At 53.9% G+C, this 16,871-nt stretch carries 12 protein-coding genes and 3 pseudogenes; 7 read left to right on the top strand and 8 right to left on the bottom strand.

All coding sequences use genetic code 11. From position 1 onward, the window contains the following. Nucleotides 1-18: 18 nt before the first annotated feature. A complete protein-coding gene (locus ACZ1G5_RS19375; protein WP_472734534.1) occupies nt 19-1,074 on the bottom strand; it encodes an OmpP1/FadL family transporter in 1,056 nt (351 codons plus the stop codon). Between the two features lie 113 nt (nt 1,075-1,187). Between ACZ1G5_RS19375 and ACZ1G5_RS19370 the strand changes: the two are divergent. After that, nucleotides 1,188-2,234, top strand: a pseudogene (locus ACZ1G5_RS19370) (helix-turn-helix domain-containing protein); the annotation flags it as partial. A 118-nt stretch (nt 2,235-2,352) separates the two neighbouring features. On the opposite strand, the pseudogene ACZ1G5_RS19365 reads toward ACZ1G5_RS19370, so the two are convergent. Next, nucleotides 2,353-4,382 (bottom strand): annotated as a pseudogene (locus tag ACZ1G5_RS19365) (FAD-dependent oxidoreductase). 46 nt (nt 4,383-4,428) lie between these two features. Beyond that, nucleotides 4,429-5,253 (bottom strand): enoyl-CoA hydratase-related protein, encoded by an 825-nt coding sequence (locus ACZ1G5_RS19360; protein WP_472734533.1) that lies wholly within the window; start codon nt 5,251-5,253, stop codon nt 4,429-4,431. 108 nt (nt 5,254-5,361) lie between these two features. Between ACZ1G5_RS19360 and ACZ1G5_RS19355 the strand changes: the two genes are divergently transcribed. The 6 genes and pseudogenes from ACZ1G5_RS19355 (at nt 5,362) to ACZ1G5_RS19330 (ending at nt 11,640) form a co-directional block, all read left to right on the top strand. Further along, entirely contained in the window at nt 5,362-5,973 is a 612-nt protein-coding gene (locus tag ACZ1G5_RS19355; protein WP_342074998.1) for a TetR/AcrR family transcriptional regulator, read from the top strand. Between the two features lie 81 nt (nt 5,974-6,054). Next, nucleotides 6,055-6,534: an aldehyde dehydrogenase family protein gene (locus tag ACZ1G5_RS19350; RefSeq protein WP_472734532.1), complete on the top strand. Its 480-nt coding sequence runs from the start codon at nt 6,055-6,057 to the stop codon at nt 6,532-6,534. Next, nucleotides 6,534-7,489: pseudogene (locus ACZ1G5_RS19345) on the top strand (aldehyde dehydrogenase family protein). The gene ACZ1G5_RS19350 and the pseudogene ACZ1G5_RS19345 overlap by 1 nt, the downstream one beginning before the upstream one ends. An 83-nt stretch (nt 7,490-7,572) precedes the next feature. Further along, nucleotides 7,573-8,652, top strand: coding sequence for an alpha/beta hydrolase (locus ACZ1G5_RS19340; protein WP_472734531.1), 1,080 nt, complete (start codon nt 7,573-7,575; stop codon nt 8,650-8,652). Then, nucleotides 8,649-9,935 carry an alanine racemase gene (locus ACZ1G5_RS19335; protein ID WP_472734530.1) on the top strand — a complete coding sequence of 429 codons (1,287 nt, stop codon included), beginning with the start codon at nt 8,649-8,651 and terminating at the stop codon, nt 9,933-9,935. Before ACZ1G5_RS19340 ends, ACZ1G5_RS19335 begins: the two co-directional genes overlap by 4 nt. Before the next feature lie 34 nt (nt 9,936-9,969). Next, a complete protein-coding gene (locus tag ACZ1G5_RS19330; protein ID WP_472734529.1) occupies nt 9,970-11,640 on the top strand; it encodes an AMP-binding protein in 1,671 nt (556 codons plus the stop codon). Here ACZ1G5_RS19330 and ACZ1G5_RS19325 read toward each other — a convergent pair. From ACZ1G5_RS19325 to ACZ1G5_RS19305, 5 genes are all read right to left on the bottom strand, one after another. After that, on the bottom strand, nt 11,634-12,338 hold the full coding sequence (locus ACZ1G5_RS19325; protein ID WP_472734528.1) for an SGNH/GDSL hydrolase family protein: 705 nt from the start codon (nt 12,336-12,338) through the stop codon (nt 11,634-11,636). The two genes, ACZ1G5_RS19330 and ACZ1G5_RS19325, sit on opposite strands and share 7 nt — an antisense overlap. 26 nt (nt 12,339-12,364) lie before the next feature. Beyond that, entirely contained in the window at nt 12,365-13,531 is a 1,167-nt protein-coding gene (locus tag ACZ1G5_RS19320; RefSeq protein WP_472734527.1) for a DUF819 family protein, read from the bottom strand. Nucleotides 13,532-13,622: 91 nt separating this feature from the next. Continuing rightward, nucleotides 13,623-15,041, bottom strand: a complete 1,419-nt coding sequence (locus tag ACZ1G5_RS19315; RefSeq protein ID WP_472734526.1) for a D-arabinono-1,4-lactone oxidase — start codon at nt 15,039-15,041, stop codon at nt 13,623-13,625. A gap of 5 nt (nt 15,042-15,046) precedes the next feature. Further along, nucleotides 15,047-15,445, bottom strand: coding sequence for a c-type cytochrome (locus ACZ1G5_RS19310; RefSeq protein WP_472734525.1), 399 nt, complete (start codon nt 15,443-15,445; stop codon nt 15,047-15,049). 450 nt (nt 15,446-15,895) lie between these two features. Next, a complete protein-coding gene (locus tag ACZ1G5_RS19305) occupies nt 15,896-16,858 on the bottom strand; it encodes a GlxA family transcriptional regulator (protein ID WP_472734605.1) in 963 nt (320 codons plus the stop codon). Between the last annotated feature and the right edge of the window lie 13 nt (nt 16,859-16,871).

Here is a 16,871-nt window from a genome sequence, read left to right as displayed (position 1 = left end):
GTTTCGAACCAAGCACGGCTAGAATGACCACCCGACCTTGAGGCCAAGTGCGACTGCATTGTTGTCCGAGAAGCTCACCGGCGCACCACCGATGCTCCCATTGCGATCATAAAGATCAACGTATGTGATTGATCCTGTGATCGTCGCATTTCCAGCGACATATTGGGCGCCGAGCGTCAGTGCACGGCTGTTGTCGTCGACGTCAATCGGACTGGATGCCGGAAGATTGGTCTTTCTTTCGAATTCGGCAACTGCAAACCCTGTCCAGCGATCATTCAAGACATGTGCAACACCAATCGTGTAGGTCAGGCCGTCACGGAAACCAAATTGGTCTGGTCCACCTCCGTTTCCTGGATCGAGCGTGACCTGGTCCCAATCGGTCCAACGTATTCCACCGAAGACCAGAGCATCTTCCCGCACGCCAGTTTGAAACTTCAGGTTGACCGATTGTGGGGTCTCAATCGAAGTGTTTGTCAGCCCCGGAACGCTGACACCGTTGAAGCGCGTGTTGTGTTCAGTTTTGATTGCGGAATCATATGTGAGAGAGGCTCTTAAAGCGATCTCAGGAATCTTGTAAGCAACACCCAGCGAATATCCAAATCCCCAATCATCTGAAAACCGGATGCGTGTAGTCGGGTCCGACAAGACCCCGTCGAGCCTTTGTGCGCGGAGGCCGGCATGAACGCTGACACGGTTTTCGAACTTGTAGCGCAGATAACCTGTTACGGCCAAACTCGACAAATGGGCTTCCGTGCCCGCAAAAGGTCCCACCCCATATGTCAGGTCGCGGGCAAAAGGTTGGTCGATGATCAGCGCATACGACAACTCACTTGATAGATCATTTTTGAGAGCGAGACTACCTGTGAAGAAATCGTCACCCACATCTCCAGTTGGAAATCCCGCAGCCGTTCCTGACACCGACACATCCACCGAAAAGGTGGAAATTTCGGCATAACCACCCTCCTCAAACAACGGGTCAAGCGTGCGCTCTCCCAACTCGAAACCTGCCGCAAAAGCGTTTCCGCCAAACGTAATCGTTGCCATGAAAAATGCGGTCTGTGCGATCCGTCTCATAACTTCCCTCCCCTGGACTATCGCAGGAGCGTGATCGCCATAGACATCGTTTTCAATAACATTTACTATCGTTTTATGAACCTGTAGTGTCAGACTGCCTTGTTAACCATGAGATGCCATCTGCGACACAGAGGAGGAGCCGTTTGTCGCAACCAAATGTCGGATCAACTAGGAAAACGGATCCCACCACGCGGTGGTTTTTCGACACTTTAGAAATCGCTGTCCGCGATAGACAAGCGTCTCCTTCCTCTGTTTTTGGGGCACTTGCACGAGGCGCGGTAAGGCCGGAGCGCTCATCATCTTACCCACCATGTAAGCGTGAATTTGGATCTCACTATCGCGCTGCCATCGCATATTTTCAGGACGAGTTCTTCGGATTGCCGGGAACGAGAAATGTTCCCAACGGGTCTTTTCGAGTGTTGTGCCAATGTGCGCTGTCAGGTGGATCGGTCCGTCAAGGGCTGACCCGCGCGATCCGTTTTCTCAGTATCATAAAGGGTATTGAGAGATCACCGGTGGTGCATGAGGGAGATCGGCTTATCCGTTTTCAACTTCCGCCGGACCCGAACACGTGTGATGATGTTGGATATCTTGCAAATTTTGGAATGTTGATCTGGTGTCGGTTCGCATCATGGCTGGCAAACACCGAACTGCCCATTGTCCGGCTCGAGCTTGTCGGATTGCGCGACGTGCATGCAGTTATTTCTCCTTTGGTGACGGCTGAACATATTGTGTTTGAGTCCAAGTGCGCTGCAGTCACATATCGTGTAAAAGATCTGGAACGCGTGTCGTCTCAAGCCGAAAACACAATCACGGACCTGATTGCCAACTACCCGCTGAGCCTGCTGCGTTTGCAATTAGAGCCCGGTGACACTGCTGCCGCTGTCCGCCATATTCTGGCTCGGCACGCAGGAAGTTCGCCACTGACAACAACTGCAATTTCCACAGAACTTAACACATCTGTATCGACTCTGCATCGTCGCCTCAGCAGTCAAGGCACATCTGTTCAACAAATCAAAGATGAACTGCGAACACAAAGCGCCTGTGTTTTGCTTCAAGAGGCGCGATTGGATCTCATGGAGATTGCAGAAAAGTGCGGCTTCAGCGAAGTAAGCTCTTTCCATAGGTCATTTCGGCGATGGACAGGTATGACCCCTGTGCAATATCGCCAGAAAATGACCCTTGCACCCCCGAAATTTCACCTGCCAGATATCCTCAAGTATAACAAAAAAAGGCCCGGCGGGACAGCCGGGTCAGTTCAGGGAGGTATTTCTTGGTTTAAAGAGCCAAAGCCGTGCGCATGCCCTGTTCAATGGCCTGCCGCGCATCAAGTTCAGCCGCGACGTCCGCACCGCCGATCACGTGGACCGGGCAATTTTCGATTTGATCTGCGAAAGACCGCTCGCTTCGCTGTCCCGCGCAGATGATCACATGATCGACGTCAAGTATGTGCGCTTCGCCCGCGATCGTCAGATGTAGCCCAGCGTCATCAATGCGATCATAAGAACAATCCGCCAGCATTTTCACATCACGCTTGGATAGATTTGCACGATGGATCCAGCCTGTTGTCGGACCAAGACCTGCACCTGGTTTTTGGCCTTGCGCTGTAACAACCAAATCTCTCGCTCCGACGGCTCAAAGTCAGGCACTTGGCCTTCTATGCCGCCCCGCGCTTCGCGTGAGACATCAATCCCCCATTCACGCAGGAATGCGTCGGCGTTCTGACTTGTCAAGGGCCCGGCATGCGCAAGCAGTTCAGCGACATCAAAGCCAATGCCGCCGGCGCCGATAATCGCAACCTTCGATCCGACTTCGGCACCGTTGATGACATCAACATAGGACAGCACCTTTGGGTGATCGATCCCTTCAATTTCTGGTGTCCGCGGCTGAACGCCCGTCGCAAAGACGATCTCATCAAAGGCGGAGAGATCTGCCTTGCTTGGCGCGTAGCCCAACTTGAGGACAACACCGGTTCTGTCAAGGAGGCCCTGAAAGTATCTCAGTGTTTCGTAAAACTCTTCTTTCCCAGGGATGCGCTTTGCGAGATTAAACTGTCCGCCGATTTCGGACGCCTTTTCAAAGAGCGTAACCTTATGCCCGCGTTCGGCAGCGGCAGTGGCGCAAGCCAATCCGGCCATACCTGCCCCGACAACTGCGATTTGTTTGGGTCTGGTCGCGAGCTGAACATCGAATTCATCTTCGTGACACGCTCTCGGATTGACCAAACAACTGGTGACTTTCCCCCGGAATACAAAATCAAGGCATGCCTGATTGCACCCGATACACGTGTTGATCTCATCGGCTTGATTATTCTGGGCCTTTCTGACGAAGTCTGCGTCCGCGAGAAACGGGCGCGCCATCGAGACCATGTCCGCATCTCCACGTCGCAGGACGTCTTCGGCCACATCTGGCGTGTTAATACGATTGGAGGTGACAATCGGAATGCTGAGATGCTTGCGGACTTGCGCTGTGACCCAGGTAAATGCGGCTCTTGGCACTGACGTGGCAATGGTGGGAATCCGCGCTTCATGCCAGCCGATGCCCGTATTGATGATCGTGGCACCCGCCCTTTCGATTGCCAGGCCGAGCTCCACGACCTCTTTTGCAGTGCTGCCGCCTTCAACCAGATCCAACATCGACAGCCGAAAAATGATGATGAATTTCGATCCGACCGCTGCGCGCATGCGCTTAACGATCTCAACTGGGAAGCGAATGCGGTTTTCGAACGCACCGCCCCAACTGTCGGTGCGCTGATTCACACGTTCGGCAATAAACTGATTGATGAGATATCCTTCGGACCCCATTACTTCTACGCCGTCATACCCCGCCTTCTGCGCAAGTTCGGCACAGCGCACAAAATCAGAGATCTGTTTTTCAATACCGGCTTCGTCAAGTTCCTTAGGGGTAAATGGATTGATTGGTGCTTTGACCGGGGACGGCGCAACCTGGTTGGGGTTGTACGCATAGCGACCGGTATGCAGAATCTGCATCGCGATGGCACCACCTTCAGCGTGAACGGCATCGGTAATGAGGCGATGATGAGGGACTTCTGATTCATCATTCAGGATTGCACCACCTTGAATGACCGCCCCTTCCGGATTGGGCCCAATCCCGCCTGTTACGATCAGCCCAACACCTCCGCGCGCACGCTCAGCATAAAAGCGGGCCATTTTTTGAAATCCACCGTCCTGCTCCTCAAGGCCAAGATGCATAGACCCCATCAGCACACGGTTCTTGAGCGTGCGAAAACCCAGATCGAGCGGCGCAAACAGGTGGGGGTAAGGTTGATCGGCATTGGCGTCAAACATTGAGGAAATCCTCCGCTTTGATTCTGTGGTTGCAATCGGGCCGGGCCTAAGGAAATTGGACCAACGCCTTGAGAGGTTGAAATTCTGCGTCTTTCTTTTGGGTGCGGGCACCAAACGCAGTCATGATGTCCTCCGGCTTCCAAAGCGCTGACTGCAAAAGGCAAGTGTGTGCGAGGCTCTCTTGCGTGCTGTGCGATCGGGCGTAGGTAATCGATGTTTTGCTTCCTGCAATCGCAAGCGGCGCCTTCAACGTGATCTGCTTGGCGGCTGCCATCGCAAGATCTACAGCGCCAGCCGCATCCTCTGCCAGCCCGTTAACCAAACCGAAGCGATGGGCCTCTTCCGCAGGCAAAGATTTCCCAAGATAGGCCATTTCCCGTACAATGCCTTCTGGCACAAGTCTCGGCATTCGCTGCAAAACGCCGAGATCAGCCATCATACCGATATTTGTTTCCTCGATACGGAATTTTGCATCCCGACTGGCAAACCGAAGATCACAGGCAGCCGCAAGATCGAAGCCAGCTCCCAGGCAAGCCCCTTGAATGGCGGCGATGACGGGAAACCGCGCCTCTTCAAGCGCAGAGATGGCCACCTGCATCGTCCGAACAACCTCAACAAAGGCTTCTCGATCGTCCGGTGTCACGGTTTTTGGCGTGTCCCCCATGAACATCGAGACATCCATACCTGAGCAAAAATGCCTCCCCTCCCCAGAGATCACGAGCACACGGGTTTGACCGTCTCGATTCAGCTTGGCAATTGCGGGATGAAAGTCGCTCCAGAACGCATGAGCCATCGCATTAGACTTGTCCGCACGCGTAAACTTAAGGTGCGCAATCTGTGCGGAGTGTGATATTTCAAAAGCATCGGACATGGATGGCGCCTCCCAAAAAGATAGTATATACTATTCTTAAGAAATGCAGTCTGTCAAATGAGACCGGCGACCAAACTGGTCTGACCTAACGTCACAGGATCACGAGCAATGCAAGAAGAAGACCTGAAAACCAAAAAAGAACCCTCTCAGAAGCGAGCGAACAAAACCTTTGACCTGATCCTCAGAACCGCTGCGGAACTCTTGGAGGATGAAGGTTTTGAAAAGCTGACAACCAACAAGATTTGCGCCGCAGCTGGTATGACACCGCCAGCACTCTATCGTTATTTTCCGAATAAATACGCGATTTTGTCCGAGCTGGCTCTCAGACTCATGAAGTTGCAGAATTCAGAACTTGTTCGGATTGGCTCCAAAGTGAGGGAAGAGGGCATTTCCCGTGAATTGATGATCGACGTCTTGCGCCAACAGGTAGTGGTCACGCAGGAGCATCCCGGCGGCGTCGGCATTCTCAAGACACTTTATGCCACGCCACAATTGGCTGAAATTCGTCTATCGTCACATAACGATGCGACGCAGTCGATCCTGGCTATTCTGCCCGAGCTATCCGAGCGCCTTGGCGAGCGCGCGGCCCATTTGCGCGCAAGGCTTCTGGTTGAGATTGGGAATGGCTTGATCGAGATGATCGCTGAGAACCCTGACCTCGATGCTAACGTATTGATCGCTGATACCGCTGATATCTTTCTGTTTCACCTTGAAAAATAGGACGAAGCACGACTGATGCGCCATTTTGCTTGACCGATCTATTTTGATAGTATTTACTATCCTAAATTGGAGGTGGCAAAGATGCTCGACTCACAAACCGCGCAAGGTTCTGAAATGGATCGTCTTCTCACCGGTCAACGGGCGGCCTTTTTGGCGCGCCCGGACGTTTCTGCGGAGGAACGAATTGATCGTCTAAGCCGTGCAGTGTCGCTCCTCGTCGATAAGCGTGCCGCCTTTGAGGAGGCTATTAGCCGAGACTTCGGCTACCGTTCCGCCGACCTGTCGGCTTTCGCCGACATTGGTGCCTCCGTGAATGTACTTCGACATGCACGCAAGCACGTTAAGTCCTGGATGCGGCCCGAACGTCGCCACACAGAATTCCCCTTAAACCTGACGGGCGCGCGGTCTTATGTGCAGTACCAGCCAAAAGGCGTTGTTGGCATCATGGCCCCGTGGAATTTTCCAGTTTCAATGGTGTTCTCTCCCCTTGCGGGTGTCTTTGCGGCCGGCAATCGCGCCCTTGCCAAGCCGTCAGAGTTTACCCCCGCACCTCTGACTTGATGCAGGACGCAGTCGCTAAGGCATTTAAGCCGGACGAATTTGCCATCATCACAGGCGAAGCCGACGTTGGCGCAGCATTCTCCGGCTTACCGTTCGATCATATCATCTTCACCGGCTCGACTGCTGTCGGGCGGCATGTGATGCGCGCAGCCGCCGACAATCTCGTACCAGTGACGCTGGAGTTAGGGGGAAGTCGCCAGTGGTTGTGGCACCTGACGCCGACATCAAGACTGCTGCGACGCGGATACTTCATGGTAAGATTTTTAATGCTGGCCAGATTTGCATTGCCCCGGACTATGTTCTTTTGCCCAAGGGCAAAGAGGATGAATTCGCCGACGCCGCTGCCAATGCGATCCGGGACATGTTCCCAGAGGGCCTTGGTAAATCAGGGCACTACACCGCGCTTTTGGGTGAACGCCATTACAAACGCATAAAGGCCATGATGGGCGACGCTGGCAAAAAAGGCGCTAAGTTTATGCCTCTTGGGACCGCCTCGGGCGGTGGGACAACGCATCAACATATGATTGCCCCGACGCTCATCTTGGGCGCGACGAGTGATATGGAGGTCATGCAGTCAGAGATCTTCGGACCGTTGCTTCCGATCGTGAGTTACGACACCCTGGATGGCGCAATTGCCTATGTGAACGAACGTGATCGGCCACTTGCGCTTTATTTCTTCGGCAAGAACTGGGCCGATCGAAAGAAAGTACTCGCTCAAACGACATCGGGCGGCGTGACGATCAACGACACGATCATGCATATCGCTCAGGATGACCTTCCATTTGGCGGGGTCGGTTCGTCCGGGATGGGCCATTATCATGGTAAGGATGGTTTCAAAACATTCAGCCATCAGAAGGGTGTCTTTCAACAATCGCCTTTCGATGTCCTCAAGATGGTGCGGCCACCATACGGAAAACTGTTTCGCGCTTTCGTCAATAGCAAGATCAAGAAGTAACCCATTACCGAGAACGGCTTGGGCGGCGTGCGCCTAAGCGGGATGTCGGTCCTTCAGCTACCCCTGAAAAAAGGACGAGCGTCATGGTCGATCACAAATTTAGCAACCCAAACCGAGCTACGGTTCTTGATCAATTGATGGGGTTTGGTGCGCGTTGTGTCTGCCGTCTGCCCGAACCGCTCATAAAGCGATTGGCCGGGCCTGCGATTTCCATCGACGGCCAAAAACTCGATCCGCTTATTCAGCTGATGCTGAGATGGTTTGCTGACCCACCTGGTAAAGTGCCCGAACTTCATACCCTTCGCCGCACCTTCGATATTCAGGCAACCTGGCTTTCAAAACCGCTTGACCCGTCAATTGGCATCCGGACCATTCAAATCGATGGCCCACATGGGGCGATCAACTGCGAGGTTCATCAGCGCGTTGGTCAAACAAGTCCTGCGCCTGCTTTCCTTTTCTTTCATGGTGGCGGCCATTCGGGCGGGTCCTTGATGTCGCACCGCCCCGTCGCTCACAGGCTTGCGAAGGAGCTTGGTTGCACGGTGTTTGCCATTGATTACCGCCTTGCCCCGGAAAACCCGTTCCCTGTCGGTATCGAAGACTGTCTGGCCGCCTATGACCATATTGCGGACCACGCACAGACCTTTGGCATCGATCCACGGCGTATCATCATCGGGGGCGACAGCGCCGGTGCAAATGTTACAGCGGTTCTTGCGCAACAACGGCGCGATTCACCCATTCCGCCAGCCTTGCAGGTGCTTTGGGTTCCCTGGATGGAAATGCGGACCGATACGCGTTCCTACGAGCTCTTTGATGTCGGCTATTTTCTCGAAAAGCCGACGATGGACTGGTACATCGATAATTACGTCAAATCAGCGCAAGACGCCGAAAACCCCAAAGCTTCGCCTCTTGTAGGTAACACCGACGGGTTGTGCCCGGCGGTGGTCCTGATCGCAGGGTTTGATCCTCTCAGAGATGAAGGACTTGCCTATGCCCAAAAGCTGCAGGACGCCGGCGTTACGACCCAAGTGAGGGTTTTTGACGACCTCGTCCATCCGATGGTCAACCTTGTCCCGTTTGTCCCGGCTGCCACGCGCGCTTGGGACCAAACGATGACGCTCATCAAGGCGTCGCTCAACAACGAACATGTCGCATGCCAATGATCGAAACCAAACCAAAACCAATCAAGCGCGGGAATGCCAACACGACGAAAAGCAGTCGACTTAACGCGGACTTTGAAGTCGAAATGCAAAAAGGCTGCGAGAACCGTCCAGGACGGCACCCTTATTTCGAAATGGTGCGCCACGCCTTGAAGTCCGAGGGTGTAACCCAACCCACGATGATTGTTGATCTTGATCTGTTTGATCGCAACCTTGACCGCCTTCTCTCGATGCTTCCGGCGGATATGGCATTTCGCCTTGTCGTGAAATCCCTGCCGATACCCGATCTTATCCTGCGCGCGCTTGATCGCGCAGACACGAAACAGGTCATGACGTTCAACTTGCCGATGCTGCAAACGCTGGCATCGACAATGCCCCAACTCGAACATCTTTTGGGAAAACCATTCCCGGTTGCCGCAGCGAAGGCGTTCCTTACCCAAGGTGAGGAACCCGCGCAGGTGCACTGGCTGATCGATACGTCCGACCGCCTCGCGCAATTCGGCCAACTCGCACAAGAAACAAAGACCGTTCTGAACATCTGCCTTGAACTTGACATCGGCTTGCATCGCGGTGGTTTTGCCAACAAAGCCGGACTTGTCGCGGCACTTGATCAAATTGCGACCTGTCCGCAGCTCAATCTAACCGGCGTGATGGGGTATGACGCCCATGTCGGCAAGGCCCCGACGGCCTTTGGCCTTCAACGTCGCGCAGAAGCCAAGACCAAAAAGCGATTTGAAGATGCGCTTGATATCATTCGCGCTGTCTTGGGACACGACGTATCTGAGCGGATCTTCAGGAATGGGGCGGGCAGCCCTACCCTGCCCTTCTACAAAGATGCACACATTGTAAATGACATTTCTGCTGGCTCCGTATTGGTCAAGCCGACGGACTTTGATCTGCCCCATCTGAGTCATTTTGCGCCGGCTGCCTTTATCGCCACACCAGCTCTCAAGGTGCTGCAGGGCGTCCAAATGCCGGTGCTCGAATGGATTGATCCAATTCGGAACCTGTTGGCACGCCAAAAGCGCAACTCCGTCTTTGTTCACGGCGGATACTGGAAGGCGGTCCCTGTGGACCCCGTCGGATTGAAACACGACTCCTTGATTGGTCGTTCTTCGAACCAAGAGCTTCTTGTGGGCCCTTCAGACATGACACTCAAACCGGATGATTTTGTATTGTTCAGGCCGACACAGAGCGAGGCGGTCATGCTCCAGTTTGGACCGATAGCAACCATCAAGGATCACAAATTTGCAGGTTGGATGGAACCGTTGCCTATGAGCGCGTGACGCCATTCGAATTGAAAAGAGGGAGGAATTTTCAATGAACGCACATACACACCCACCAATCCAGTACGCATCTACCGATGTCACAGGATGCGCATCGCTCTATGAGCTGTTTCTACGTGCTGTGCAGAAGTGGCCAGACCATACCGCGTTTAGCTGTATGGGCGTGAGCTTCAGCTATCGTGAGACTGATAATGCTGCCCGCGCCTTTTGCGGTTTTCTGCAATCACGGGGATTGAAGCCGGGGGATCGCATCGCGATCCAATTGCCGAATGTCCTTCAGTACCCTGTCGCAATGCTGGGCGCATTGCAGGCTGGTTTAACCGTTGTGAACCTCAACCCGCTTTATACAAAAACCGAGCTTGTACACATCCTAAGAGACAGCAAGCCGAAAGCGCTCGTGACCCTCGCCAATGTCGCTCATGTGGCGGCCGAGGCGCTGAGGGAGGAACCTATCGACACGGTCGTTGTGACCGAACTGGCAGATCTTCACCCGCCCGCAAAGAGAGTATTGATCAACGCGGTCGTGCGTCATGTCAAAAAGATGGTGCCAGACTATCAGATCGACAGCGCCATTTCTTTTCGTGCTGCCATGGCGGTCGGGCGTCGCAATCTGGCAATCGTTCATCCCGGGGCACCCGACGACACCCTGTTGCTGCAATATACAGGGGGGACGACGGGTTTGCCGAAGGCTGCAATCCTCACCAATACCAATCTCATGGCAAACATCACACAAACCTTGGAACATCTGGACGGTTGTATCAATGAAGGGTCTGAGTGCTGGATTGCCCCTCTCCCGCTTTATCACATTCTGGCATTCTTTGTGCATAATGGCTTGTTGACGGCATTGGGTGGTGAAAGCGTGCTGATCCCCAATCCGCGTGATATTCCCGGTTTTATAAAGACGCTAAAAACCACGCGATTTTCTGGGATGGTCTGCATCAATACACTCATGGTGGCCTTGATGAACGACAAGGGTTTTCGGGACCTCAATTTCGATGCGTTGTCTCTCACGATCACAGGCGGGGCAGCAATGACGCAAGATGTGGCGGATCGTTGGCGTCAGACCACGGGATGCACAGCGACTGAGGGCTACGGTTTGTCGGAAACATCGCCCTTGGTGGCTGCGAACTTGCCCGGCCAGGAAGTGATCGGGTCAATCGGCAAGCCGATCCCCGGAACAGAGATCAGCCTGCGTGATGAGGATGACGCGGTCGCTGCGCCGGGCGAAGCGGGCGAGCTCTGGGTTCGGGGCCCACAGGTGATGCAAGGGTATTGGAACAAACCTGAAATCACGGCAGAGACGCTGACTTCGGATAGGTGGTTGCGTACAGGCGATATCGCGACACAAGACGAAAACGGCATTTTGAGGATCGTCGACAGGAAAAAGGATATCGTGATCGTGTCAGGGTTTAATGTGTATCCCGCTGAAGTCGAAAACGCTGCAACCTTGATGCCGGAAATCGCCGAATGCGCGGCGGTGGGCATCCCTCACGAGAAAACCGGCGAGTCGGTCTGTCTCTACGTTGTATTGCAGACATCAAACGTCTCCGCAGAGCAAATCCAGGCACATTGCCGAACCCACCTCACGCCCTACAAGGTTCCGAGCGAAATTCGGATTGTTCCCGACCTGCCGAAATCAAATATCGGAAAGGTTTTGCGCAAAGAGTTGCGAGACAAGTCCGCGCATGACTTTCAAGGTCACTGATCCCGCAGGCTGGTTTCGAAAAGATCGGATGCCAGCCTCGCCCATTGTGCATAAATCTCGGGGCCGGGATGAAAGCCGTCACGTGCCATCTTGGTCGTATCAAGTGTGAAATCAATCGGAAGATAGTGTGTGTTCGCGCGCGTCGATACAATTTGGCGAAGATGCACATCGAACAGTTCGGCCCGATCCCCCAGAACGGTGCGGAGCGGTCGGGGAAGGATCGGGAAATGCCGAACAGGTGGCAAACCTGAGACACAGATCTGCGGAGCATCAAACTTCACGGAAATCTCAGCCAACAGTTTGCGATAACCGTCTTTCCAATTTCTGAGTGAGACGCCGTTCTTGCTGTCGTTCACACCCAAAGCAATGAGCACGAAGTCAATCTTCCGCGGGGGTATTGAGCGCAGGATTTTGGTTGTGCTCCGCACGGTGCCGCCTGACTTTGCGACGATATCCCACCTGACAGTGAAACGTTTTGCCAGTTCTGCGGCCAGTCGTCCGCCCAAGGCGTCAGATTGATGTTCCACGCCGACGCCTGCTGCCGAACTGTCACCGAGTATCAATACGTTTAAGGCTGGCCCACTTCCAAATGCGCCGGTCCGTTCTCCAGACGCTTCGGGTAGCCGTGCCGCACGGGCGGCCACCCATGCTGCTTGTGGCACGATGATGAATCCAAGCGCGCAGGTTTTCAAAAGCATGAAACCAGAATACCAAAAATTGCGTATCATTGTCCGATCATGGATCGCGTCGCCAAGGCCACTACAACGCCCAGATAGTTTCCTAGGGCATACCCAAGCACAGCAATGGCCATACCTGGGATAAGGAGGTCACGATTTTTCAGCGCGCCAGCGATCACCGGAATGAAGGGTACCGACATAATCGAGGCACCCGACGCGATAAGATAGGTGTCGCGATCAATATCGAAGAGACGACATAGGACGATCTGGAGGATCATTGCAGCAATCAAGATTGCTGCGAAGTAACCTCCGAGCGCCCAATCCATATCGGTAAAAATGGACGTATCGAGCATCGTTGCTGTTGTCAGGCAAAACACCAAGATAAGATACATCCCCAGATGGAAGCTCGTCGAAACGCGATGCAGCGGCCCGATGAAGGACCCAACAATACCCAGACTGGTGAGGCCAAGGATGATGAACAGGGATTCATAAGCCCGCGGCGCAAAACCGGCCAAAGCGACGGCAATGCCAACCGCAACCCCGGAGGCAATAAGGACCAACAACGTACCGGGAATATTCTTGCGCTTGATCAGCCGATCAAAACTCTTGGCACTTTCGTCGGTCAAGTGTTCAAACTCTTTGGTTGCTTCAGCGCCAGTGGCTGCGACTGGCGCATATGGTCTCAATACCAAACCGGCCAGACGCTGGCCGACGCTGAGAATAACCAGCATGTAGATTGCCGAAAAAACAAGATCATAGGTTATCATCTTGAGAAAAATGTCTTCACTGCCGTCGATTGCCGCCTTTACCGCGCTCAGATTCACACCACTGCCAGTATAGGCACCGACCGCCATCCCCGAGACTTGCCAGATCTCTGACACGCTGCCGGCAAAGACAAGCGCCCCCAGAAAACTGGCAACGCAGACCGATAGCATCGCAAATCCCATGGCCAGCAGGGCGCCCTTGGATCGCCGCAGTGCCATCAACACATTTGTCGAAAAGATGATCAACGGCAGGCCAAGCGCCACGCTAACCTCTGACAGGGTTCCTTGAATGTCTCGGACCTCCGCAAGCTTGTCGCCAGCAAAGATCGCAATCAGAAATCCCAAACCAAAGGTGAGCATGACGACACCGAGGCGGTCTAATGCAGGAATCCTTTGTGCAAGAAAGATGAGTGCGGCTGGCAGCGTCAGCATGAGGATGGCGAAAAACATGGTGTGCCCCACTGTTCGTGAATTTGTCGAAAGAGCAGGCCCCCTGCCCTGGCCGGAACGCGTTGTGCGCAAGTGAACCTGTGTCAGATCCTCAGGAGGTCTGGTCTTCGAAAAGCGCTGAAAGATGGGGGTTTAGCATCCGCCCGGTTGGATCAAGCTCTTGCCTGAGCGCAATGAAGTCATCAAACCGAGGGTAAAGCGCTTTGAGGTCAGTCGCGGTGAGCGAGTGCAATTTGCCCCAATGAGGACGGCCACCATATTTTTGAAAGACAGGTTCGATGTCCTTGAAGAAATGCGCGTAGCTTTCCGTATGGGCGGCGTGGACAGCGATCGAAACACGTGGCCCACCGTTGAATGGACTAAGCCACGCGTCGTCTTCCGCGATCTTGCGGACTTCCATCGGATAGAAATTGTTGGGGTTGCTGTCGAGGATCACAGCAATCTCCCGCGCCGCTTTGATCCCGTCCTCGGCGGGCAGGTGATATTCCATTTCATTGAATTTGAACGGCCGTGAGGATGTCAGCATCCGCCAGTATTGGTCGCCCACATCTTCCATTTCACCTTGTGGGAAGAGCGCATTCACAGTCTGCCGGCGGAGCCAGGGGAACCAACCCAAATGGTTGCGAATGCCTTCCAACGCATCGAGCAACTCGTTGCTGTCCTCGGTCTCGGTCAGACCGTAGGGTTCACCTTGATACTCGTCATGAACAACTTCCAAGCCCAACGGTGATGATGGTCCGTAGAAAAACTCGTAATGTCTATGTGCGCTGAACTTTTCCTCGGCGTCGTCAAAAATGTCCGCCATCGGTCGGATATAGAGTTTTCGGTTGAGATTGTAGTTTTCCCGGAGCTGGAGCGTGTATTGGGTAATAACCCCCAACGCGCCAAGCGACACTTTGGCCGCAGCAAAGAGGTCGGGGTCATTTGCCGCGGTCAGGTCGCGCACATCGCCGGAAGGCGTGACAAGACGCATCCCGATCACATGGTCATGAATCGCTGGAAGGTTTGCGCCGGTCCCATGCGTTGCTGTCGAAAAGGATCCCGCAAAGGTTTGCACATCAATGTCGGGCAGGTTGTGCAATCCAAGCCCCTTTTCTGCAAGTAAACCCGCGCCTCGGCGGAGGCGCGTTCCTGCCCATATGCGTGCGGTCATTTGCTCCGGATCTGTCTCAATGAGTCCCGCAAATTTGGCCAGGTCGACGATCTTGCCATCTGTTGGCACCAGTCCCGTGAAGGAATGACCGGTTCCGACTGGCCGGATCTTGCCGCCACCATTGCGGAGCAGGTCCGCCAATTCGGCTTCGTCCTCCGGCACTGTGATCGCCTCCGGCGTGGCGCTTTCAACGCCTGACCAATTGTGCCATTTGGCTGGATCATTCAGGCTCTGGGCCGACTCTTGATACTCCGTGCGTTCACGATCATGCGTAGACCATCTCACATACGGTACACCGGGGATCGCAGCCGCGACGCCAACGGCAGCGCTCGTCTTCAAAACAGTACGCCGTGACATACGCATCAGAGTTCCTCCCCGATCATGAATTCGATAAGGTCAACGATCTGACCCTCTGAGCAGTCATTGCACAGGCCCATACCGGGCATGTTTTCGTAACCTTCCATGGCAGAAACGGTCAGTGCGGGCAGTCCACCGCGCTCTTCGGCGCGGGCGCGCCAATCTGCTGCATGGCCTGTCAGCGGCGCCCCGCCCCCGTCCAACGCATGACAAGCGCGGCAGGATCGGTCATAGACCGTCGCGAGCTCAGCATCAGAGGGCGTTGCAGACTCTGCAAACGCTATCTGGTCCAGACTAGGCCGTGCTGGAGCGGAAGTTGCGTTCCCTTGCAGCGCGTTCCACGCAACTGATCCAACGACAAGGGCAGCAACGGCGCCAATTCCGAACAAATATGAAGTTTTCATGATGCCCTCCAAATAAGATAGTAATTACTATCACTAAGCATCAACCACTTGTCAACAATCCTGTCGCAGATTCCTCAATGACGGCTGTACAACCTGTCAAAAAAAGTCCAACGGACAGTTCATAAACAGTTGTTTTTATGAAGCATTTCCCAACAAATAGAAAAATAGCTAAAACTACTGAAAACATGGGCAGAAGTGTGCAAAATGTCGCCCTTCGATGCCGCAAGAGCGGCTCCCATGAATCATGAATAAGAGAACCAACCGGCATTGGAACTACGGCGTGTGATGACGACAGGCTTCTAGTGAATGATGTATCTGTTGTTAAGGCGCGGCATCAGACGGCAAGGTATCTTGTGTCCTAATGCATCCGATAGAGCGAGTCCCATCCAGATCCGTACCAAGGCTTCGACAAAGGGGATTAGACAAATGCTGCATTGGACGTTTGATCGCTCAATTAGAACTGCGCCGCCTTGGCAACGAGTTTAGATACGGCGTCTCGCCAAACTCAGCGCGGTAGACCTTTGAGAAATGAGATGAGGATGCAAAGCCGGAGGCCAGTGCAATTTGCATGATCGACAGATCAGTAGTCCTCAGCAGTCTCTTTGCGTGATCGAGGCGCATGCGCTTGTAATGTCGTCCCGGCGAGTGTCCGACATATTTCCGAAAAACCCGTTCGATTTGGCGCACGGACACACCAATGAAGCTGGCGATTTCTGGTGTCGAAAGAGGCTCTTCAATGTTTGCTGTCATGTAGTCAAGTGTCTGCAGCAAGATCGGGTTTCGGGTCCCGAACCTGATGTGATTGGGCATTCTTTGCGCCTCACCCTCAGATCTTACGCCAGCCAGAACCAACTGATCAGCGATGAGCCTTGAAAGCTCCTGGCCATGTGATTGCTCCACGAATTTTAGCATGAGTTCTGCGCCGGCAGTTCCGCCGGATGCCGTATGAGGCCGACATTGCGCTTGAAACGCGTCATCTGTTAGGCTGACATCTGCGAATTTTTCACGAAACATCGGATGGTATTCCCAATGTACGGCGCAGGTTCTTCCGGACAGCAAACCTGCTTTCGCCAGAATATACGCTCCAGAACATAATGCACCAATCTCAACCCCGTGACGGTGCTGTAGCCGCAGATAGCTCGTAATCTGCTTTGTGGCCCGCGCTTCAGCATCGACGCCAGAGACAACATACAATCGGGTTCCACGCTTCAGATTGTGCAGGTCGGCATCGACAAGAGTCGTCAATCCATTTGAACTTTGCTGCTTCTCACCACCGGTTGCCATCAGTGACCAGCTGTAGAGCTCGCGCTCGCTGAGCAGGTTCGCGACACGCAAGACCTCAATGCTTGCAGACAGGGAGAGATGCGTAAACCCATCCAAAAGAAGGAAAACGAAACTCTCCGTTTCCTGCACACTCAGTTTTTCT

The sequence above is a fragment of the Yoonia sp. JB2-21 genome (assembly GCF_055693545.1).
The sequence above is the reverse complement of the archived record's forward strand: the minus strand, read 5'-3'. Positions and strand labels throughout refer to the sequence as shown.